The sequence below is a fragment of the Helicobacter labacensis genome, assembly GCF_003660285.1.
In the GTDB taxonomy this organism is placed as follows: domain Bacteria; phylum Campylobacterota; class Campylobacteria; order Campylobacterales; family Helicobacteraceae; genus Helicobacter; species Helicobacter labacensis.
This window is the reverse complement of record NZ_QXQQ01000018.1, coordinates 1-17,156: the sequence shown is the minus strand read 5'-3', so window position 1 is coordinate 17,156 and position 17,156 is coordinate 1. Positions and strand designations below refer to the sequence as shown.

Sequence of the window (17,156 nt, the reverse complement as noted above, 5' to 3'; positions counted from 1 at the left end):
GTCTAGGCGTGCTAGAATACCCTCAAAGGACGCACATGGCAACACAGCATAGCAATAGGACGCGCGCCAACCACCACAGCCTAAGCGATGATGCCCTATTGGACATGTTCAACCGCTACAACGCCACTTCTTGCGATCAACTCGCTCCCCATAAATTGCAGGGCTACTTCAAAGCGTTCAAATTTTACAAGCAAATCCTCTTAGGGCATTGCGCCCAAGGGAAAGCGTTTTACCGCCTAGCCCAAATGTATGAGAGGGGGGAGGGGGTGTGCCAAGACGAGCGCAAGGCTTTGGATTGTTATGAGGGGATCGTGCAACATAGCCCCATCACCCAGTGGATCTACATCAACGCGCTTAACAAGCTCATCTATGCTTACGAAACGGGCGCATGGGGTATGCCCCAAGACACCCAAAAAGCCCTAGAATACAAAACTAAACTCCAAGAAAGCAAGGCGGCGATGATGGGTGCAACGCTACGCCTGTATTTCAAAAAACGCGCCCCCAAGAAAGCCAAAAAGATCTCATATTAAAGGACATGCATGCCAACTAGATTAGCCACTAATTTGAGCGATGACGCTCTGCTCGCCCTTTTTAACCGCTACAACCAAAGTGCCCCCTTGGGCGCGCCCCACCAAGTGAACGCCTATTTGAACGCCTTTGGGTATTTCAAACGCATCGCCCTAGAAGAAACGGACTTTGGCTACGAGTTTTACGCCTTAGGAAAAGCCTATGAAGAGGGCTTGGGCGTGCCCCAAGACACCCCCAAAGCCCAAGCCCTCTACACTGAGGCGATCAAGCACTACCAAGTCTATGAGGGCGATGAGGAGAAGCACTTAGAAGCCATGCGCCTCCTAGAAAAATGGCTCTGAGGGGTTAGAGTGGTCCTTTTTGTAGCGGTGTGTGCGTTCGCGCTCGCATTCATCGTGCGCCCTATGATCCCTTTGGTGGGTGTTAAGAGGGTTGTAATAGGAATTGCACACGCGCGAGGAACGCCTATAACTACCGGGTTCTTCTCCCGCATTTTCTAAGCTGGCACAATCCCCATCGGCGGGCGTGTTGGCAAAAATCTCTAAATGATCGGGGGCGTGTGCGTCCAACACTTCTACATGATCGTGATCATGAGGGGTGTGTGCGGGCAACACCTCCAAAGAAACCCCCAAACGAGCCGCGAGCTCTTGAAAACTTCCTAGATCGTCTTGTTTGATGTTTTGGATTAACAGATCCACACAATCTCCTTTGATTGATTCTGGCTTAAACCTAACCTTAAGCCACTTTTTAGTTTAGTTGAAAAAAAACAACCAACACCTAACCACAACCCCAAAGCAATATGCTATAATGCGCCCATATTGTCGTGGAGAACCTATGGATATTAAGAGTGCTTTTTTACAGCATTTTGAAGATTTAAAGCATGTGCGTGTGCCTAGCTCTAGCTTGGTGCCTGAGGATTCTAGCCTGCTCTTCACCAATGCGGGCATGGTGCAATTCAAGGATATTTTTCTAGGCAAGGTTGCGCCCTTTGCTCCGCGCGCCACGAGTGCCCAGCTGTGCATGCGTGCGGGAGGGAAGCACAACGACTTAGAAAATGTGGGTTATACCAACCGCCACCATACCCTATTTGAGATGTTAGGGAATTTCTCTTTCTTTGACTACTTTAAAGAAGAGGCGATCGCTTACGCTTACGCTTTTGTGCGGGGCACTTTGGGTTTTAAAGAGCAGGACATTTACATTAGCGTGCACGAAAAAGATCACGAAGCCTACAAATTGTGGCAAAAATTTGTCCACCCTAGTCATATCAAGACCATGGGCGATAAGGACAACTTTTGGCAAATGGCAGACACGGGACCTTGCGGGTATTGCAGTGAGATTTACATCGATCAGGGCGCGCAGGCGTTCCACTCTAAAGAGGATTATTTTGGGGGCGATGGAGATCGCTTTTTGGAGATTTGGAATTTGGTTTTCATGCAATACAACCGCTCCAAAGAGGGGGTATTAACCCCCTTGAGTCAGCCTTGTATTGACACGGGCATGGGTTTAGAGAGGGTGCAAGCCTTATTAGAGGGGGTGCAGAACAATTTTGATTCTTCTTTATTTAAGCCTTTGATGGCATGTATTGAAGAGGTTTTTGGTTTACCCTACAGCGCGCATAAAGAATCTTTTAGGGTGCTTGCCGATCACGCTAGGAGCGTGGCGTTTTTACTGGCTATGGGGGTGTATTTTGACAATACCGGTAGGGGCTATGTGCTCAGGCGCATTCTACGGCGCGCGCTAAGGCATGGTTACTTGCTCGAACATGCTAAGGGGCGCACACTTGATGAACCTTTTTTCTATAAAATTCTAGGGGGCGTGTGTGCGTCCATGCGCGATTATCCCATTTTGCAAGAACAACAAGAGAGCTTGCAAGCTGAATGCATGGCTGAAGAAGAATTGTTCTTGAGCACTCTAGAAAAGGGCATGCATCTTTTTGAGAGCGCGTTAGCGCAGAGCAATGAGATTTTCAGCGGGGCGGTGGCTTTTAAACTCTATGACACCTATGGCTTTCCCTTGGATTTAACCATGGACATGTTGCGCGATAAAGATATAGAAGTGGATTTGGCTGGCTATGAGGCGTGCATGCAAGAGCAAAGACAACGCTCCCAATTCAAACAAAGCGGGAGCAAAGACGATCTAAAAACTCTTGATCTAAGCGCGCTAGCCCCCAATGTCTTTGAGGGTTACCAGCATGAAAGTTTGCAAGCCACGATCCGCGCGTTGTTTGCGCCTAATACCCAGGGCGTGTTAACTTCTGTGCCAAGCGTGCAAAGCGGGAGGGCGTATGTGGTCTTGGATAAAACTCCTTTTTACCCCCAAGGTGGGGGACCCATTGGGGATAAGGGCGTGCTCTTAGATCCTAGCCACCATCCTCTAGCCCATGTGCTAGACACCCAAAAGGTGGGCGCGATCAACCTCAGTTTAGTGGAATTGATCGCGCCTGTGCATGTGGGTGGGTGCGTGATCGCTAAGGTGAGCGAGCGCGCCGAGATCGCTAAGCACCACAGCGCGACTCATCTTTTGCATTTAGCTCTAAGAGAGGTGTTGGGTCAAGCTGCACGCGCCGAACACAAAAGTGCCCAGATTCAACAAAAGGGAAGCCATATAGAGGCACAGCGCTTGCGCTTTGATTTTAGCTTTTATCGCCCCTTGAGCGACTTAGAGATAGAAGCGGTTGAAGCCTTTGTGAACGCCCAAATTAGCATGGGAACTAGCACGCACATCGACCACCTGCAAGCCGATCAGGCTAAAGAAAGGGGGGCTGTGATGTTGTTTGAAGACAAGTATTTGCAAGAGGTGCGCGTGGTGAAGATCGCAGACAGCCTAGAGGCGTGCGGGGGGGTGCATGTAAGCGATAGCGCGCACATTGGAGGGTTCGCTATCACTAAAAGCTCGAGTGTGAGCGCAGGGGTTAGGCGCATTGAGGCGGTGTGTGGGAAAGCCTACTACCACTTCATCGCCCAAGAACGCGCCGCGCTTAAAGAGGCGCGCCACCAATTAAAAACCTACCAAAAGGCTACCAAGGCTCAACGCCCCAAGCAGGATTGCGCGCACTTGGTGCAATGGTATCCGGTGTGTGATCAACAACTTGCCCTATTGCACGCCCAAAAAGAGAATCTCAAAGAGTTTTTCTCCCTCATAGACACGCATAAAAAACAACAAAAGAACTTGGTCGCGCTCTTTGTGTGCCCTAATCCACAAAAACATGCCCTAGAACTATCGCTCAAATCGCTGGGGAATCAGGATATGTTGGCTTTGCTCGCGCGTTTGAAGAGCCAGCTAGAAACCTTGGGTTATGAAAATAAAGGTGGAGGTAAGCGCGACTACGCTTGCTTATTGATTAAAAAGCAAGAGGGTGCGCTCACCCCTGAGGATGTTCAGACTTTGATGGAAACCCTCAGGCAAAGCACTTTAGAGTTTATGGCTGGCTAATGCATACCAACACTCTGTTTCTCATGCTCTTTGTTTCGTTGATCTTGGGCTTGGTGGGACTACTCATCTTTTTATGGGGCTTGAGAGGCAAACAGTTCAGCGATGAAAAGAAAATGTTAGAGGTCTTGCTGTATGATAGCCCTAGCGATCTACACACCGCCAAACAAGAGGAACTCAAGAAGAAAGGATAGCATGGGTGAGATTTACGATGTAGTGGTAGTGGGGGCAGGACCTAGTGGGATCGCCACGGCAGTGGAGTGTAAGCTCAATGGAATCCCCAAAGTTTTATTGTGTGAAAAAGAGGCGCAAAGCTGTGGGATGATCCGCAAGTATTATAAAGCCAATAAGCGCGTGGACAAGGATTACCGCAAGCAGGTCGTGGATATTAAGGGGCATATTCCCTTTAGCGATACAGATAAAGAGGGCGCGCTAGAAGTCTTGCAGAAGGCTTTAGACGAACACCATATTGATGTCGCCTATAATACGGGGATTGAGAGCGTAGTAAAAAAAGAAGACTTATTTGAGGTGGTGAGCGGGTCTAACCAAGTGTTTAAGGCTAGGAGCGTGGTGATCGCCATTGGCAAAATGGGGCAACCCAACCGCCCTTCTTACCCAATCCCCATAGAGGTGATGCGCCAAGTGGTCTACACCATCAATGATTGCAAGGAAAAAGAGGAGGTGTTGGTGGTAGGAGGGGGCAATTCGGCGGTGGAATACGCCATCGCGCTAGCCAATAGCAATAACACCACCTTAAACTACCGCCAGACTACCTTCAGCCGTGTCAATGAAGACAATCTCAAAAACCTAGAAGAGGCTTTTAATAAGAATTTGCAACACAAATTAGGGGTGGATATTGAAAGCCTAGCCGAATCGCAAGGGCAGGTGCAGGTGAATTTTAAAGACGGCACGCATGGATTTTACGATCGAGTTTTATTTGCCATTGGGGGGTCTACCCCTTTGGAGTTTTTGAAAAAGTGTAAAGTAGCCTTGAGCGAGAACAATTTGCCCCTTGTGAGTCCCGAACATGAAAGCAATATCACTAACTTGTATGTAGTGGGCGACATTGTCTATAAATCTGGGGCTAGCATTGGAGTCGGGTTGAACGCGGGCTTTGAAGTGGCACGCGTGCTCAAAGAGCGGTTGGTCTAGTTTGCGCAAAGCACTCATTCTAGCTTTTACTCTGCTGGGAGTAGCAAACTCCTTGCTTTATTCTCAATCTATGCACCACAAAGGAGAACGCATGCAGGTTTTTAAAGTATCTATCCACACAGACCCACAAGGTTTTTTAGACCCCAAATTTGGTGGCAACGCCCCTGAGAGTTTTTTAGATCACGGTCTGCCTAAACACTCCCCTGAGATTTCTTGGGAGGGTGTGCCCGGAGCCAAGAGTTACGCCCTAGAGATCGTGGATTACGATGCGAGCGTGGTGATGGGCAAACCCTTTATCCACTGGGTGGTAGGCAATATTGCAGGCACAAAATTAGCCCAAAACGCCTCATTAGAAGACAAACATATCGTTCAAGGAGTTAATTCCCTCACAGAAGGCTACTGGCGTTCTACTTTAAGCCCAGAAGAAAAACGCGCCTCCAATTTAGCCAATAGCGTCTATATTGGTCCTATGCCTCCCAATGGGGATCACCACTATTTAATCCAAGTTTACGCGCTAGATATTGCGCATGTAAATTTGACTCCCCCCTTTTTCATCAACGATTTGCACGATGCCATCCGGGGGCACATTTTAGGCTTGGGGCGCGTGGAGTTCAAATACCATAAAATGCGCCACTAATGGAGTTTTAAGCTTGCGCATGGCAAAGTCAAAAATTCATCGAATTTCACGCAAAGGCCTTAGAAGATGCAAGATTGTGTGTTAGATATGGATATCCATGCCATTGCCCAGATTCTCCCCCATCGCTACCCCTTCTTGCTGGTGGATCGTGTGGTGGGCTTGCAAACTTACAAACAGGTGCACGCCTATAAGAACATCACCTATAATGAAGAAGTGTTTACGGGGCATTTCCCCAGTAAGCCCATTTATCCGGGGGTGCTGATTGTAGAAGGCATGGCGCAAGCAGGCGGGCTTTTAGCCTTTGTGAGTTTATTTGGGGTAGACCCTGAGGTGGCGCGCACCAAGCTTGTCTATTTCATGACAATCGATCGCGTGAAATTCCGCAACCCGGTGATCCCCGGGGATCAACTCCATTACTATTTGGAGGTGCTTAGGCACAAGGGCATGATTTGGCAGGTGGGAGGGGTGGCTAAGGTGGATGACAAGATCGTGGCAGAGGCTGAACTCAAAGCCATGATTGTGGATAAAGACAATGGCAAGAGGGGTGCAGGAGAATTAGCATGATCGCCTCCACGGCCATTGTTGACCCCAAGGCTTGCATCGCCCCGGGCGCGCATATCGGGCATTTTTGTGTCATTGGACCTGATGTAACCTTAGAAGAGGGGGTGGAGCTTTACAATAATGTTACCGTGTTAGGGCGCACTACTATCAAAAAGCACACTGTTGTTTTTCCCTACGCCACTCTAGGCACGATCCCCCAAGACTTGAAATACCATGGCGAACAAACCCAACTTCTCATCGGGGAGCGCAATCTCATTCGCGAATATTGCATGATTAACCCGGGCACGCAGGGCGGAGGGGGGATCACGCGTATAGGTAATGACAATCTCTTGATGGCCTATGTGCATGTCGCCCATGATTGCCAGATTGGGAGTTATTGTATCTTAGCCAATGGGGTTACTTTAGCCGGACATATTGAAATTGGCGATCATGTCAATATCGGGGGGGTTACAGCCATCCACCAATTCGTGCGTATCGCCAAGGGATGCATGGTGGCTGGGGCTAGCGCGCTGGGTAAAGATGTTCCCCCTTATTGCATTGTGGAGGGCAATCGCGCCTTTATCAAGGGGATCAACCGCCATCGTATGCGCAAACTTTTGCAAAGCCATGAGATTGACTTCATTAGTGCCCTTTATAAAAAGCTCTTTGCCTGTGAAGACACTTCCATACGCGAGAACGCGACCAAGCTCTTAGCTAAATACCCAGACAACCCCCACGCCCAAGAGATCTGCGGTTTCATCTTAGAGAGTGAGCGCGGGGTCGCCTTTAAAGCCGCACATTTGACTCAGGAGAACACATGAATACCCGTTATTGTAGTTTTTGTAACAAACCAGAGAGCACTTTAGGTTACCAACGCCGCCTGGTGTTTTCTTCTAAAAAATCCGGAAAAGACACCCATGTGTGTGAATATTGTATTGAATATCTTTACAAGGAACTCCACACAGATTTGCACCCCAGCACTTTGGATAACAACCGCCTAGAACTCATTGAAAACATGTTGCCTAAAGCCACTAAGAGCGTGGGCGCGACCCTTGTGCCCTCCCCTAGCGTGCTGAAAGAATACCTAGATAACTATGTGGTGGGGCAAGAAGAGGCTAAAAAGGTTTTCAGCGTGGCTGTTTATAACCACTACAAGCGCTTAAACCACCAAGAAAAACAAAGACAAAAACAGCACAGTAAGGATGCGCACTTCACCCAAGAGGACTCTTTAGAAGATGTGGAGATTTCTAAATCTAATATCTTGCTAGTGGGACCTACTGGAAGTGGAAAAACTTTGATGGCACAGACTTTAGCGCGCTTTTTGAATATCCCCATTGCCATTAGCGATGCGACTAGCCTCACAGAAGCGGGCTATGTGGGCGAAGATGTGGAGAATATCCTAACGCGCTTATTGCAGGCTAGCGATGGAGATGTAGAACGCGCCCAACGCGGGATTGTTTTCATTGATGAGATCGATAAAATCGCGCGCCTCTCAGAAAACCGCTCCATTACCCGCGATGTATCCGGGGAGGGCGTGCAACAAGCTCTATTAAAAATCATTGAGGGGAGTGTGGTCAATGTCAGCCCTAAGGGTGGGCGCAAACACCCCAATGAAAACTTTGTGCAGATTGACACCACCAATATTCTTTTCATTTGTGGCGGGGCGTTTGATGGGATTATTGACATCATCAAACGGCGTATCCATAGCAATGTGCTAGGCTTTGGTAATGAGAAAAAGACCAAGGAGCAGCTAGAGGATATTTTGCATTTAGTGGGACCTGAGGACCTCATTAGTTATGGGCTGATCCCTGAGCTCATCGGGCGTTTGCCCGTCATCTCCACCCTCAAGCCCATCTCTAAAGAGGCGATGGTGGATATTTTGCTCAAGCCTAAGAACGCCCTTATCAAACAATACCAACAGCTGTTTAAAATGGACGGCGTGGAATTGATCTTTGAGCCCAGTGCCATTGAAGAGATCGCCAATCTAGCTATCAAGCGCAAGGTGGGCGCGCGGGGCTTGCGATCCATTATTGAAAGTTTCAGTATGGATGTGATGTTTGATTTGCCCGGTTTGAAGGACTACCAAGTCATTATCACCAAAGAGTGTGTTTTGCAACAAGAAAAACCCTTGTATATCAAGAAAAACAAACCCTTACCCATGCCATCTTAACAGAAAGAAGTCTATGATACTAGATAAACTAATTGGTGTTTTCTCCCATGATGTTGCCATCGACTTGGGGACAGCTAATACCGTGGTCTCTGTCAAAGGGCAGGGGATCATCATCAACGAGCCCTCCATTGTGGCGGTTAAACTCAACAAATACGATCGCATGGAGGAAGTGCTGGCTGTGGGGAGCGAAGCTAAGGAGATGATTGGTAAAACTCCCGCTGGAGTGCAGGCGATTCGCCCGATGAAAGATGGGGTGATCGCTGATTTTGACATCACCGAAAAGATGATTCGCTACTTCATTGAAAAAGCCCACCAACGCAAAGCCTTGATTCGTCCGCGCATCATGGTGTGCGTGCCCTATGGCTTAACCAGTGTGGAGCGCAAAGCGGTTAAAGAAAGCGCGATGAGCGCTGGGGCGCGTGAAGTCTTTTTGATCGAAGAGCCTATGGCTGCTGCCATTGGGGCAGGCTTGCCGGTAAAAGACCCTCAAGGGAGCTTGATTGTAGATATTGGGGGGGGCACGACAGAAATTGGGGTCATTAGTCTAGGCGGGCTGGTGGTGAGTAAGAGTATTAGGGTGGCGGGCAATAAACTAGATGCGAGCATTGTGGATTATGTGCGCAAGACCTACAATCTGCAAATTGGAGAGCGCACGGGCGAGGAGATTAAAATCGCTATCGGATCGGCAATCGAGCTCAACCCCCCCTTGACTATGGAGGTGAGCGGGCGCGATCAGGTGAGCGGGATTTTAAACACCATTACCCTAAGTAGCGAGGATGTGCGCGAGGCGATCAAGGAGCAGATTCGCGAAATCAGTAATGCGCTCAAGGCGGTTTTAGAAGAAGTCAAACCCGATTTAGCCGGGGACATTGTAGAAAATGGCGTGGTGCTCACTGGTGGGGGCGCGCTCATTCGTGGCTTGGACAAATATCTAAGCAATATTGTCAAATTGCCCGTCTTTGTGGGCGAAGAGCCTCTTTTAGCCGTGGCGCGGGGCACGAGTCGCGCCATTGAAGATTTGGATTTGCTAAGTAGTCTAGGGGATTTGTAAGAGTCCTATGATTAGCAAACGCACGGTGCTAATCATCGTAGCCATTGTGTGCGTGCTGTGGGTCTTGGACATTAGGGGGTCGCGTAGCTTTGTTAGCGACAAGGTGAGGATTGGTTTTTTAAACTTCAAAGACAGCTTAGTTTCTGCCTACCAACGCCATTTTGATCAAGCCAACACCATCGCGCGCTACCAAGCGCAATTAGAAGCTTACAAACGCCTGCAGTTTTCCTATGCCGATTTAAACGCGCGCAACCAATCTTTAGCCCTAGAGGTGCACGATCTAGCCAGTTTGCAAGCTACCTTACCCACCCCCCTCCAAACCCCTGATGCCACCGCCTCCTTTGCCACTTATACCCCCCCCCACCTGCGCGCCCCAACCCATATCCCCTACCCTCTACACTCCCCCCACCTACACACTCACGCGTGTTTATGGTTTTGCTAAACTCAATAACCCTTATGAATTGCTCTTAGATGTCAAAACCCCCTACCCCCAAGATAAGATTTTAGGCATGGTTGCCTTTGAGCGTGTGATTGGGATTGTGGTGCAAAAAGAGGGGCGTTTTATCGGGCTTTTACACGGGGATGCGCGCGCGAGTTACAGTGTGATGGTTAAGAGTGGGGAGAAGATTTACTATGGCTTTGTTACTAACCAAAACTTTAAAACCTATGTCAATTTCTTACCCGCCTACGCCCCCGTCAAACCCGGAGATGTGGTGTTAACTAGCGGGCTAGATGGGATTTTCAGCGCGGGCATTTTTGTGGGCACGATTGCCAGCGTGGAAAACCACTACACCTATAAAAAAGCCCTCTTGAACATAGAACATCTCAAGAGCATGCTTTTTTATGTAACCCTAGTCGCACAACCTTAAACCCGTGTTAAAGTTGTCTTACAAAGCATATCGTGTAACAAGCATTTATGGCGCGTGAACAAGGGGATAAAAAGCCCCACTAGCGTACTCGCCACCACTAACCACAGCGCAAAACGCCCCCATGCGCGCCAAAAGCCCACTTTACCCCCACTTTTAGAATCCACAAGTTTTAGACCCACATAACGCCAGCCCGGAGTTTGTCCGCTCAAAGCCACAAAAAGCGCATTTAAAAACCCATAAACCCCTACGCAGGCAAAAATCACCCCCTGATGGGTTCTAAAGCTCTGCGCCGAACCCAAAAGGACATAAGCGCTAAAATAGAGCAGGGGGGTATAAAGCATGAAAATATCCACCAACAAGGCTTTTAAGCGTGCTAACGCGTGCAAGCAAGCAAGAGTTTCTAAAGCGTTATTTTTCATTCCCGCGGCTGCCCGGCTTGACCGGTGCGCTGGTAGCACATAGAGGGCAATGCGCAGGATCATACATCGCAAAATTGAAATCCGCCAAAGAAAAGAAAGGCGCGCTTGGGGGTAATTTGCATGCATGCCCTGTGTTGGTGGGGGCAGGAGCGTTGGTGCGCGCACAAAAGCCCCGATTAGCCAAGCTGGCAAAGGCAACCACTTGCGCGCCCATTGCCTGCACACAACTAGCTGCCTCTAGGGCTGAACCCCCCGTAGTAATGATGTCTTCACAGATAAGCACTTTTTCTTGCGCACTCACACTAAAGCCCCGCCTCAGAGTCATCACCCCCCCCACGCGTTCGCTGAAGATAAAGCGCACCTCTAGGGCGCGCGCTAATTCATAGCCAGCTAAAATCCCCCCAAGAGCAGGGGAGCATATACAATCTAGCTTAATCCCTGCGCACGCGATCTCTTGGGCTAGGGTTTGGGCGAGTTGCTGGGCTAGTTTGGGGTGTTCTAAGACTTTAGCCGATTGCAGGTAGAAATTAGAGTGATTCCCACTACTGAGCAGAAAATGCCCCTCCAAAAGCGCGCCACAATCTTGGTAGATACGCAAAATGTCCATTAGAGTTTTAAGATCTCCTCTTCTTTGGCTTTGAGTGCGTCCTCAATTTTTTTAATCGCGCCATCGGTGATTTTTTGCACCTCAGCAAGGGCTTTTTTGCTTTGGTCTTCGCTGATCTCCTTGTCTTTTTCTAGCTTTTTAATCTGGTTATTGGCATCTTGGCGGATATTACGCACCGCTACCTTAGCCTTTTCACCCATGCCCTTTGCGTCCTTAGCGATCTCTTTGCGTTGTTCTGAGGTCATGGGGGGGAAGAAGAGTTTCACGCTCTCCCCGTCATTGTTGGGATTCACGCCCAAATTGGCTTCTTGCAACGCTCGTTCAATGTCCTTCAAAAGGTTCTTCTCCCAAGGGGTGATACTCAAAGTGCTCGCATCGCTAGCAATCACAGAGCCCAATTGATTGAGCGGAGTGGGTGTGCCATAATAATCCACGCGCACATTTTCTACCAAGTTGATAGAAACCTTGCCACTGCGCAGAGTGGTGAAGTCTTTTAAGAGCGCTTGCAAACTCTTGTGCATTTGTTCACTGGTGTGTTTGTAAATGCATCTAACATGGATGTCCTTAGGGGTTGGTTTTAGGGATGAGGGGATTTTGCGTGGGAGCGTTGTGGAGTAGGGGGTTAGCCAAAGGGTTAGCCGGAGGGGTGCTTAGAGGGTTAGCAGGCGTGCTGGGCGTGCTGGGCGCGCTAGGAGGCACTAGGGGCACTAGAGAGTTTTTAGGCGCGCTGTCCAACACGCTGATATTGTATTCTTTATTGTAAAGATAGCCCAGCGCAATCGTATTGCTCAAAAACAAAAAACCCAAAACCATCGTGAGCTTGGCTAAAAAGCTAGCAGGTCCCTTAGCCCCAAAAAGCGACTCGTTACTCCCGCTATAAGCCCCTAGCCCGATGCTCGAACTCTTTTGTAATAGCACCACGATCACAATCACCACAGCTAGGATAATCTGTAACACCAACAACACGCTACTCATACACTCTCCATCAACATAAACCCCAATCTTAGCAAATTTTTACTAAAATGCGTCTGTGCAAGAAAAGATGAAACGCTATTCCTTTGGCAAAATGGCTAAGAGTTATGCGCGCCACGCGCAAGCGCAACAACGCATCGCTGCGCGTCTCTTACAAGAGTGCGCGTCCCAACACTACGCGCGTGTGCTAGATTTGGGTTGTGGGCAGGGGAGTGTTCTTAGTGCCCTGCCCTTTTTTAACATCTGTGCCAACGAGTTTGTCGGGGTGGATCGCGCCTTAGAGATGTTGCAAGAACACCCGCGGGCGTGTTTGGGAGTGGATCGCGTGCGCTTGATTTGCCAAAACTTTGAAGATTGGGACATATTGCCATGCACTCTGCTCATTAGCGCCTCTGCTTTGCAGTGGGCACAGGATTTAGACGCGCTCTGTGCCAAGTTAGCGCGCCGTTGTGCGCATATCGCCTTAGCTATCCACACAAGTGGGAGTTTGCAAGAAGTGCATGCCTTTTTAGGCACACGCTCACCCCTAAGAGGATGCCAAGAAGTCTTAAGCGTCTTAAAAGCGCGTTTTGCGGATTTTAAGACTCGTTTATGGGTGGAGCGCTTCCAGCAGAGTTTTGATGCCCGCGCGCCCTTTTTAGCCCAGCTCAAATACACGGGCTTACTGGGCGGAGGGCTGGATTTTAAACGGGCTAAAGCCTTGCGCTTTGAAATCCCCTATGAATCTTTGAGTTATGAGGTGGTGTTTTTGGTAGGAAGTTTGCAAAAAGGAGAGAGATGAGAGAGCGCGTGTTTTCGGGGATTCAGCCCACAGGGGGGATGCATTTGGGGAATTATTTAGGGGCGATCAGGCAATGGGTAGCACGCCAAGATGTCTATGAGAGTGTCTTTTGTGTGGTGAACGCCCATGCCATCACCACCCCCCAAGACCCTACAGCTTTGCAAGAGCAGACCTTAAAAATGGCTACTCTCTTGCTAGCATGCGGGATCGACCCCAAGCGATCCAAACTCTTTATACAGAGTCAGGTCAATGAGCATGGGGCGTTGTGTTGGCTGCTTAATTGCGGGGTGTCTATGGGAGACTTATCCCGCATGACTCAGTTTAAGGACAAGAGTGCTAAAGAGAAAGCCCCCCTAGCCGGGCTTTTCACTTATCCGGTGCTCATGGCAGCAGATATTTTACTCTACCAGAGCGATTGTGTGCCCGTGGGCGCGGATCAAAAGCAACATTTAGAACTCACAAGAGATATAGCTATAAAATTCAACCGCGATTTTGGAGAATGCTTTAAAGTGCCCAAACCTTTGATTGGGGACACGGGCGCGCGCGTGATGGGCTTGGACGATCCGCTAGTTAAGATGAGCAAATCCCACCCCGGGGCTTTGCACGCGCTTTTTCTCTTAGACCCCCCCGATCTGATCGCTAAAAAGATCAAAAAGGCGACCACAGATTCGATAGGCACTCTGCGCTTTGATCCAGAACGCCCCGGTATCTACAATCTACTCAATATCTACGCGCTACTAAGCCAGCAAGAAAGCGCGCAAGTAGAGACCCAGTTTGAAGGGAGAGGCTATGGGGATTTTAAAAAGGCATTGATTGAGGTGGTGGTAGAAACTTTTAACCCCATTAGAGAGACTTACACGCGCCTGCAGGGCGATCAAGGCTATGTGTTAAGGGTTTTGCAAGAGGGCTTGCAAGCCGTGCAACCCATCGCCACGCAGACCTACCAACACGCCAAAACTCTCATGGGTTTACTATGAAAACGCGCCAGATTCTAGGAAGTTTACTAGCTTGCTTGCCCCTGTGGGGCGCGCCCTACATTTCCTTAGGGCAAAAGGCTAAATACGCCCAGCACTTTACCCATTTTGATTACGCTAACCCCAATGCCCCTAAGGGGGGGGTGCTCAAAAGCCATGCCATTGGCACTTTTGATAGCCTCAACCCCTTTTTGCTCAAGGGCACTAAAGCTAGCGGGTTAGAATTAGTCTATGACACCTTGCTTACCCAAAGTTTAGACGAACCCTTCGCAGAATACGCCTTGATCGCTAATGACATTGAAGTCGCCCCCGATCATAGCTATGTGATCTTTGGTATTGATGAACGGGCTAAATTTAGCGATGGGGTGCCCATTAGCGCGCAAGATGTCAAATACAGCTTTGAGACCATCACACAAAAGGGTAGCCCGGTGTTCAAGCAGTATTATGAAGATGTCAAAGATGTCATTGTTTTAGACAAACAGCATGTCAAATTCACCTTCAAGAACACCACTAACACCGAATTACCCCTCATCTTGGGGCAATTACAGGTGATCCCCAAGCATTTCTTTGAAAAACATGGTTTTGAGAAAAACCCCCTACTTGTCCCGGTTTCTAGCGGTCCTTACATGGTTGAATCCTTTGATGTGGGCAAGCGCATCACCTATGTGCGCAATAAAAACTACTGGGCGCGTGATTTGCCCGCTATCAAGGGGCAATACAATTTTGATCGCCTAGTCTATGAATACTACAAGGACGACTCGGTAGCCTTGCAGGCGTTTTTAAGCGGGGCTTATGATTGGCGTTATGAGAGCACAGCCAAAGTGTGGGCGCGTGGGTATGTGGGTAAGGGCATTGAGCAAGGTAAGATTCACAAGGTGCGCTTGAAACACGAACTGCCCGCGGGGCTACAGGGCTTTTTCATCAACACCCGCAGACCCCTTTTTAAAGACTTGCGCGTGCGTGAGGCACTCTTTTACGCCTTTGATTTTGAATGGGCGAATCGCAATCTCTTTTTCTCCCAATACACCCGCTCACCTAGTTATTTTAGTAATTCTGTCTTTGCCTCTAGTGGCTTGCCCCAAGGGCAAGAACTCCAAATTTTGAATCGCTATAAAAAACAACTAGAAGCCTATAACCCTAGAATCTTCACTAGCCCCTATATTGTGCCCCGCACCAACGGCGCGCGCAAGGTAGGAGAAAACTTGCGTGAAAATCTCAAATACGCCCAAAAACTCTTAAAAGAGGCGGGCTATGTGGTGTCTAACAACCGCCTCATCAACGCTAAAACCAAACAACCCTTCACTTTCACTCTCTTACTCAATAGCCCGGGCTTTGAACGACTCGCGCTAGCTTACGCGCGCAATCTCAAAGTCTTAGGGATTGAAATGCGGATTCAAAGGGTGGATTTGAGTCAATACACCAATCGGGTTAAGAAATTTGACTACGACATGATCTCAGGAGTGATTGGAGAATCGTTGTTCCCGGGTAATGAGCAACGCTATTATTGGGGGAGCGCGAGCGCTAAGCAAGCAGGGAGTCGCAATTATTCTGGGATTTCTAACCCCGTGATCGACCAGCTCATCAATGGGGTGATTAGCGCGCACAATCGAGAAACCCAGATCGCCTTCGTGCGCGCGCTCGATCGCGTGCTTTTGTGGGGCTTTTATGTCGTGCCCCAATTTTATGGCTCGAGTTTTCGCATTGCCTTTTGGGATAAAGTTGGCATGCCCAAAATTTCGCCCCCCTATGGTTTCTCACCCACGCTGTGGTGGGATAAAACTCTGCAAAAGGAGCGCTAAATGGCGCGCTACATTCTCAAACGCCTCTGGCTCATCATCCCCACCTTGCTAGGCATCATCACGATCAATTTTTTCATCATCCAAAGCGCTCCGGGGGGACCTGTGGAGCAGATGATGGCTAAACTTAGCGGAGTGAATAATCAAGAAACTAACACCGCTTCGCTCAAAGAAAGACAGCTAAATGAGAGTCGTTATAAGGGGGGGCAGGGCATGGATAGCGCGCTTTATGCGCAACTCACTAAACTGTATGGTTTTGATAAACCCCTTTTAGAGCGTTATGTAGACATGCTCAAAAGATACCTTGTTTTTGACTTTGGGCAGAGTTTTTACCGCCAAATTAGTGTGATCGATCTCATCAAAGAAAAGCTCCCGGTTTCTATTTCGCTGGGCTTTTTTAGCACTCTGCTCATCTATCTCATCTCCATCCCCCTAGGCATTTACAAAGCCCGCCACAATAATTCTAGCTTTGATGTTGCTAGCAGTGTGGCTGTGATCGTGGCTAACGCGATTCCTTCCTTTTTGTTTGCCATCATTCTCATCGTGCTCTTTGCTTCAGGGACTTATTGGCAAATCTTCCCCTTAAAGGGTTTGGTGGGCGAGGATTTTGCCACTTTAAGCGTTTTTGGCAAAATTAAAGATTATTTGTGGCATATCTTTTTGCCCGTGCTGTGCATGAGCATTGGAGGGTTTGCTACCTTAACGCTCTTGGTGAAAAACTCCTTTTTAGATGAGATGGGCAAGCTCTACATCTTGTGCGCGCGCGCTAAGGGGTGTTCTGAGGGGCGTATTTTCTATGGGCATGTTTTTAGAAACGCGATGCTCTTGGTGATTGCAGGATTTCCTAGCGCGTTTTTAGGCGTGTTTTTTAGCGGGAGTTTGCTCATTGAGATCATCTTTAGTTTAGATGGGCTAGGTTTGTTAGGTTTTGATAGCATTGTCAATCGGGATTACCCGGTGGTTTTTGCCTCTTTGTATATTTTTACCCTATTGGGTTTGGTGGTGAATTTGATCAGCGATCTGACTTATAGTCTTGTCGATCCTAGAATTGATTTTGAAAGAAGATAGGAGTTTTAATGGGCATGAAAGTGTTAAAACTCTATGGCTTGGCGTGCTTGTGGGTATTGCTAGCTTTAGGGGTGTATGTGGGGGTGTTTTTTAAGATGCGCTACAGTGCGCCAGAACCCCTTGTAAACGCGCTCCCTGCAAAACCAACCCCCCCACCTCCTAG

The 17,156-nt window shown here is 48.7% G+C and carries 20 protein-coding genes and 1 pseudogene; 16 read left to right on the top strand and 5 right to left on the bottom strand.

What is annotated here, in order from left to right:
- Nucleotides 1-35: 35 nt before the first annotated feature.
- Entirely contained in the window at nt 36-530 is a 495-nt protein-coding gene (locus EAO33_RS06220; protein WP_120945914.1) for an SEL1-like repeat protein, read from the top strand.
- 9 nt (nt 531-539) lie between these two features.
- Nucleotides 540-869 (top strand): SEL1-like repeat protein, encoded by a 330-nt coding sequence (locus EAO33_RS06215; protein ID WP_120945913.1) that lies wholly within the window; start codon nt 540-542, stop codon nt 867-869.
- Here the strand turns inward: EAO33_RS06215 and EAO33_RS06210 are convergent.
- On the bottom strand, nt 852-1,226 hold the full coding sequence (locus tag EAO33_RS06210; protein ID WP_120945912.1) for a hypothetical protein: 375 nt from the start codon (nt 1,224-1,226) through the stop codon (nt 852-854). The genes EAO33_RS06215 and EAO33_RS06210 overlap by 18 nt on opposite strands.
- 136 nt (nt 1,227-1,362) lie before the next feature.
- Here EAO33_RS06210 and alaS point away from each other — a divergent pair, with 136 nt between their 5' ends.
- From alaS to EAO33_RS09495, 10 genes are all read left to right on the top strand, one after another.
- Nucleotides 1,363-3,960, top strand: a complete 2,598-nt coding sequence (alaS, locus tag EAO33_RS06205; RefSeq protein ID WP_120945911.1) for an alanine--tRNA ligase — start codon at nt 1,363-1,365, stop codon at nt 3,958-3,960.
- On the top strand, nt 3,960-4,151 hold the full coding sequence (ccoS, locus tag EAO33_RS06200) for a cbb3-type cytochrome oxidase assembly protein CcoS (protein WP_120945910.1): 192 nt from the start codon (nt 3,960-3,962) through the stop codon (nt 4,149-4,151). Before alaS ends, ccoS begins: the two co-directional genes overlap by 1 nt.
- A gap of 1 nt (nt 4,152) precedes the next feature.
- Nucleotides 4,153-5,109: an NAD(P)-binding domain-containing protein gene (locus EAO33_RS06195; protein ID WP_120945909.1), complete on the top strand. Its 957-nt coding sequence runs from the start codon at nt 4,153-4,155 to the stop codon at nt 5,107-5,109.
- Nucleotides 5,110-5,200: 91 nt separating this feature from the next.
- On the top strand, nt 5,201-5,746 hold the full coding sequence (locus EAO33_RS06190; RefSeq protein ID WP_120945908.1) for a YbhB/YbcL family Raf kinase inhibitor-like protein: 546 nt from the start codon (nt 5,201-5,203) through the stop codon (nt 5,744-5,746).
- Nucleotides 5,747-5,812: 66 nt separating this feature from the next.
- Nucleotides 5,813-6,310 carry a 3-hydroxyacyl-ACP dehydratase FabZ gene (gene fabZ / locus EAO33_RS06185; RefSeq protein ID WP_120945907.1) on the top strand — a complete coding sequence of 166 codons (498 nt, stop codon included), beginning with the start codon at nt 5,813-5,815 and terminating at the stop codon, nt 6,308-6,310.
- On the top strand, nt 6,301-7,107 hold the full coding sequence (lpxA, locus tag EAO33_RS06180) for an acyl-ACP--UDP-N-acetylglucosamine O-acyltransferase (RefSeq protein ID WP_162982224.1): 807 nt from the start codon (nt 6,301-6,303) through the stop codon (nt 7,105-7,107). The genes fabZ and lpxA overlap by 10 nt, the downstream gene beginning before the upstream one ends.
- A complete protein-coding gene (clpX, locus tag EAO33_RS06175; RefSeq protein ID WP_120945905.1) occupies nt 7,104-8,456 on the top strand; it encodes an ATP-dependent protease ATP-binding subunit ClpX in 1,353 nt (450 codons plus the stop codon). Before lpxA ends, clpX begins: the two co-directional genes overlap by 4 nt.
- 13 nt (nt 8,457-8,469) lie before the next feature.
- Nucleotides 8,470-9,507: a rod shape-determining protein gene (locus EAO33_RS06170; protein ID WP_120945904.1), complete on the top strand. Its 1,038-nt coding sequence runs from the start codon at nt 8,470-8,472 to the stop codon at nt 9,505-9,507.
- Between the two features lie 7 nt (nt 9,508-9,514).
- Nucleotides 9,515-9,949, top strand: a complete 435-nt coding sequence (locus tag EAO33_RS09500; RefSeq protein ID WP_235853099.1) for a hypothetical protein — start codon at nt 9,515-9,517, stop codon at nt 9,947-9,949.
- Nucleotides 9,849-10,376 carry a rod shape-determining protein MreC gene (locus EAO33_RS09495; RefSeq protein WP_235853098.1) on the top strand — a complete coding sequence of 176 codons (528 nt, stop codon included), beginning with the start codon at nt 9,849-9,851 and terminating at the stop codon, nt 10,374-10,376. Before EAO33_RS09500 ends, EAO33_RS09495 begins: the two co-directional genes overlap by 101 nt.
- On the opposite strand, the gene EAO33_RS06160 is transcribed toward EAO33_RS09495, so the two are convergent.
- The 4 genes and pseudogenes from EAO33_RS06160 to secG form a co-directional block, all read right to left on the bottom strand.
- Nucleotides 10,373-10,795: an RDD family protein gene (locus tag EAO33_RS06160; RefSeq protein ID WP_120945903.1), complete on the bottom strand. Its 423-nt coding sequence runs from the start codon at nt 10,793-10,795 to the stop codon at nt 10,373-10,375. The two genes, EAO33_RS09495 and EAO33_RS06160, sit on opposite strands and share 4 nt — an antisense overlap.
- Complete coding sequence (pyrE, locus tag EAO33_RS06155; RefSeq protein ID WP_120945902.1) at nt 10,785-11,402, bottom strand: orotate phosphoribosyltransferase; 618 nt, start codon at nt 11,400-11,402, stop codon at nt 10,785-10,787. The genes EAO33_RS06160 and pyrE overlap by 11 nt, the downstream gene beginning before the upstream one ends.
- Nucleotides 11,402-11,923 carry a ribosome recycling factor gene (gene frr, locus EAO33_RS06150; RefSeq protein ID WP_235853097.1) on the bottom strand — a complete coding sequence of 174 codons (522 nt, stop codon included), beginning with the start codon at nt 11,921-11,923 and terminating at the stop codon, nt 11,402-11,404. Before frr ends, pyrE begins: the two co-directional genes overlap by 1 nt.
- 46 nt (nt 11,924-11,969) lie before the next feature.
- Nucleotides 11,970-12,377: pseudogene (gene secG / locus EAO33_RS06145) on the bottom strand (preprotein translocase subunit SecG); the annotation flags it as partial.
- A gap of 67 nt (nt 12,378-12,444) precedes the next feature.
- Here secG and EAO33_RS06140 point away from each other — a divergent pair.
- From EAO33_RS06140 to EAO33_RS06125, 4 genes are read left to right on the top strand one after another with little or no spacing between them, the layout of a single operon-like run.
- Nucleotides 12,445-13,155 (top strand): methyltransferase domain-containing protein, encoded by a 711-nt coding sequence (locus EAO33_RS06140; protein ID WP_120945930.1) that lies wholly within the window; start codon nt 12,445-12,447, stop codon nt 13,153-13,155.
- Nucleotides 13,152-14,132: a tryptophan--tRNA ligase gene (trpS, locus tag EAO33_RS06135; protein WP_120945899.1), complete on the top strand. Its 981-nt coding sequence runs from the start codon at nt 13,152-13,154 to the stop codon at nt 14,130-14,132. Before EAO33_RS06140 ends, trpS begins: the two co-directional genes overlap by 4 nt.
- Entirely contained in the window at nt 14,129-15,928 is a 1,800-nt protein-coding gene (locus tag EAO33_RS06130; protein WP_205589521.1) for an extracellular solute-binding protein, read from the top strand. Before trpS ends, EAO33_RS06130 begins: the two co-directional genes overlap by 4 nt.
- Nucleotides 15,929-16,993, top strand: a complete 1,065-nt coding sequence (locus EAO33_RS06125) for a microcin C ABC transporter permease YejB (protein ID WP_120945898.1) — start codon at nt 15,929-15,931, stop codon at nt 16,991-16,993.
- Nucleotides 16,994-17,156: the final 163 nt, after the last annotated feature.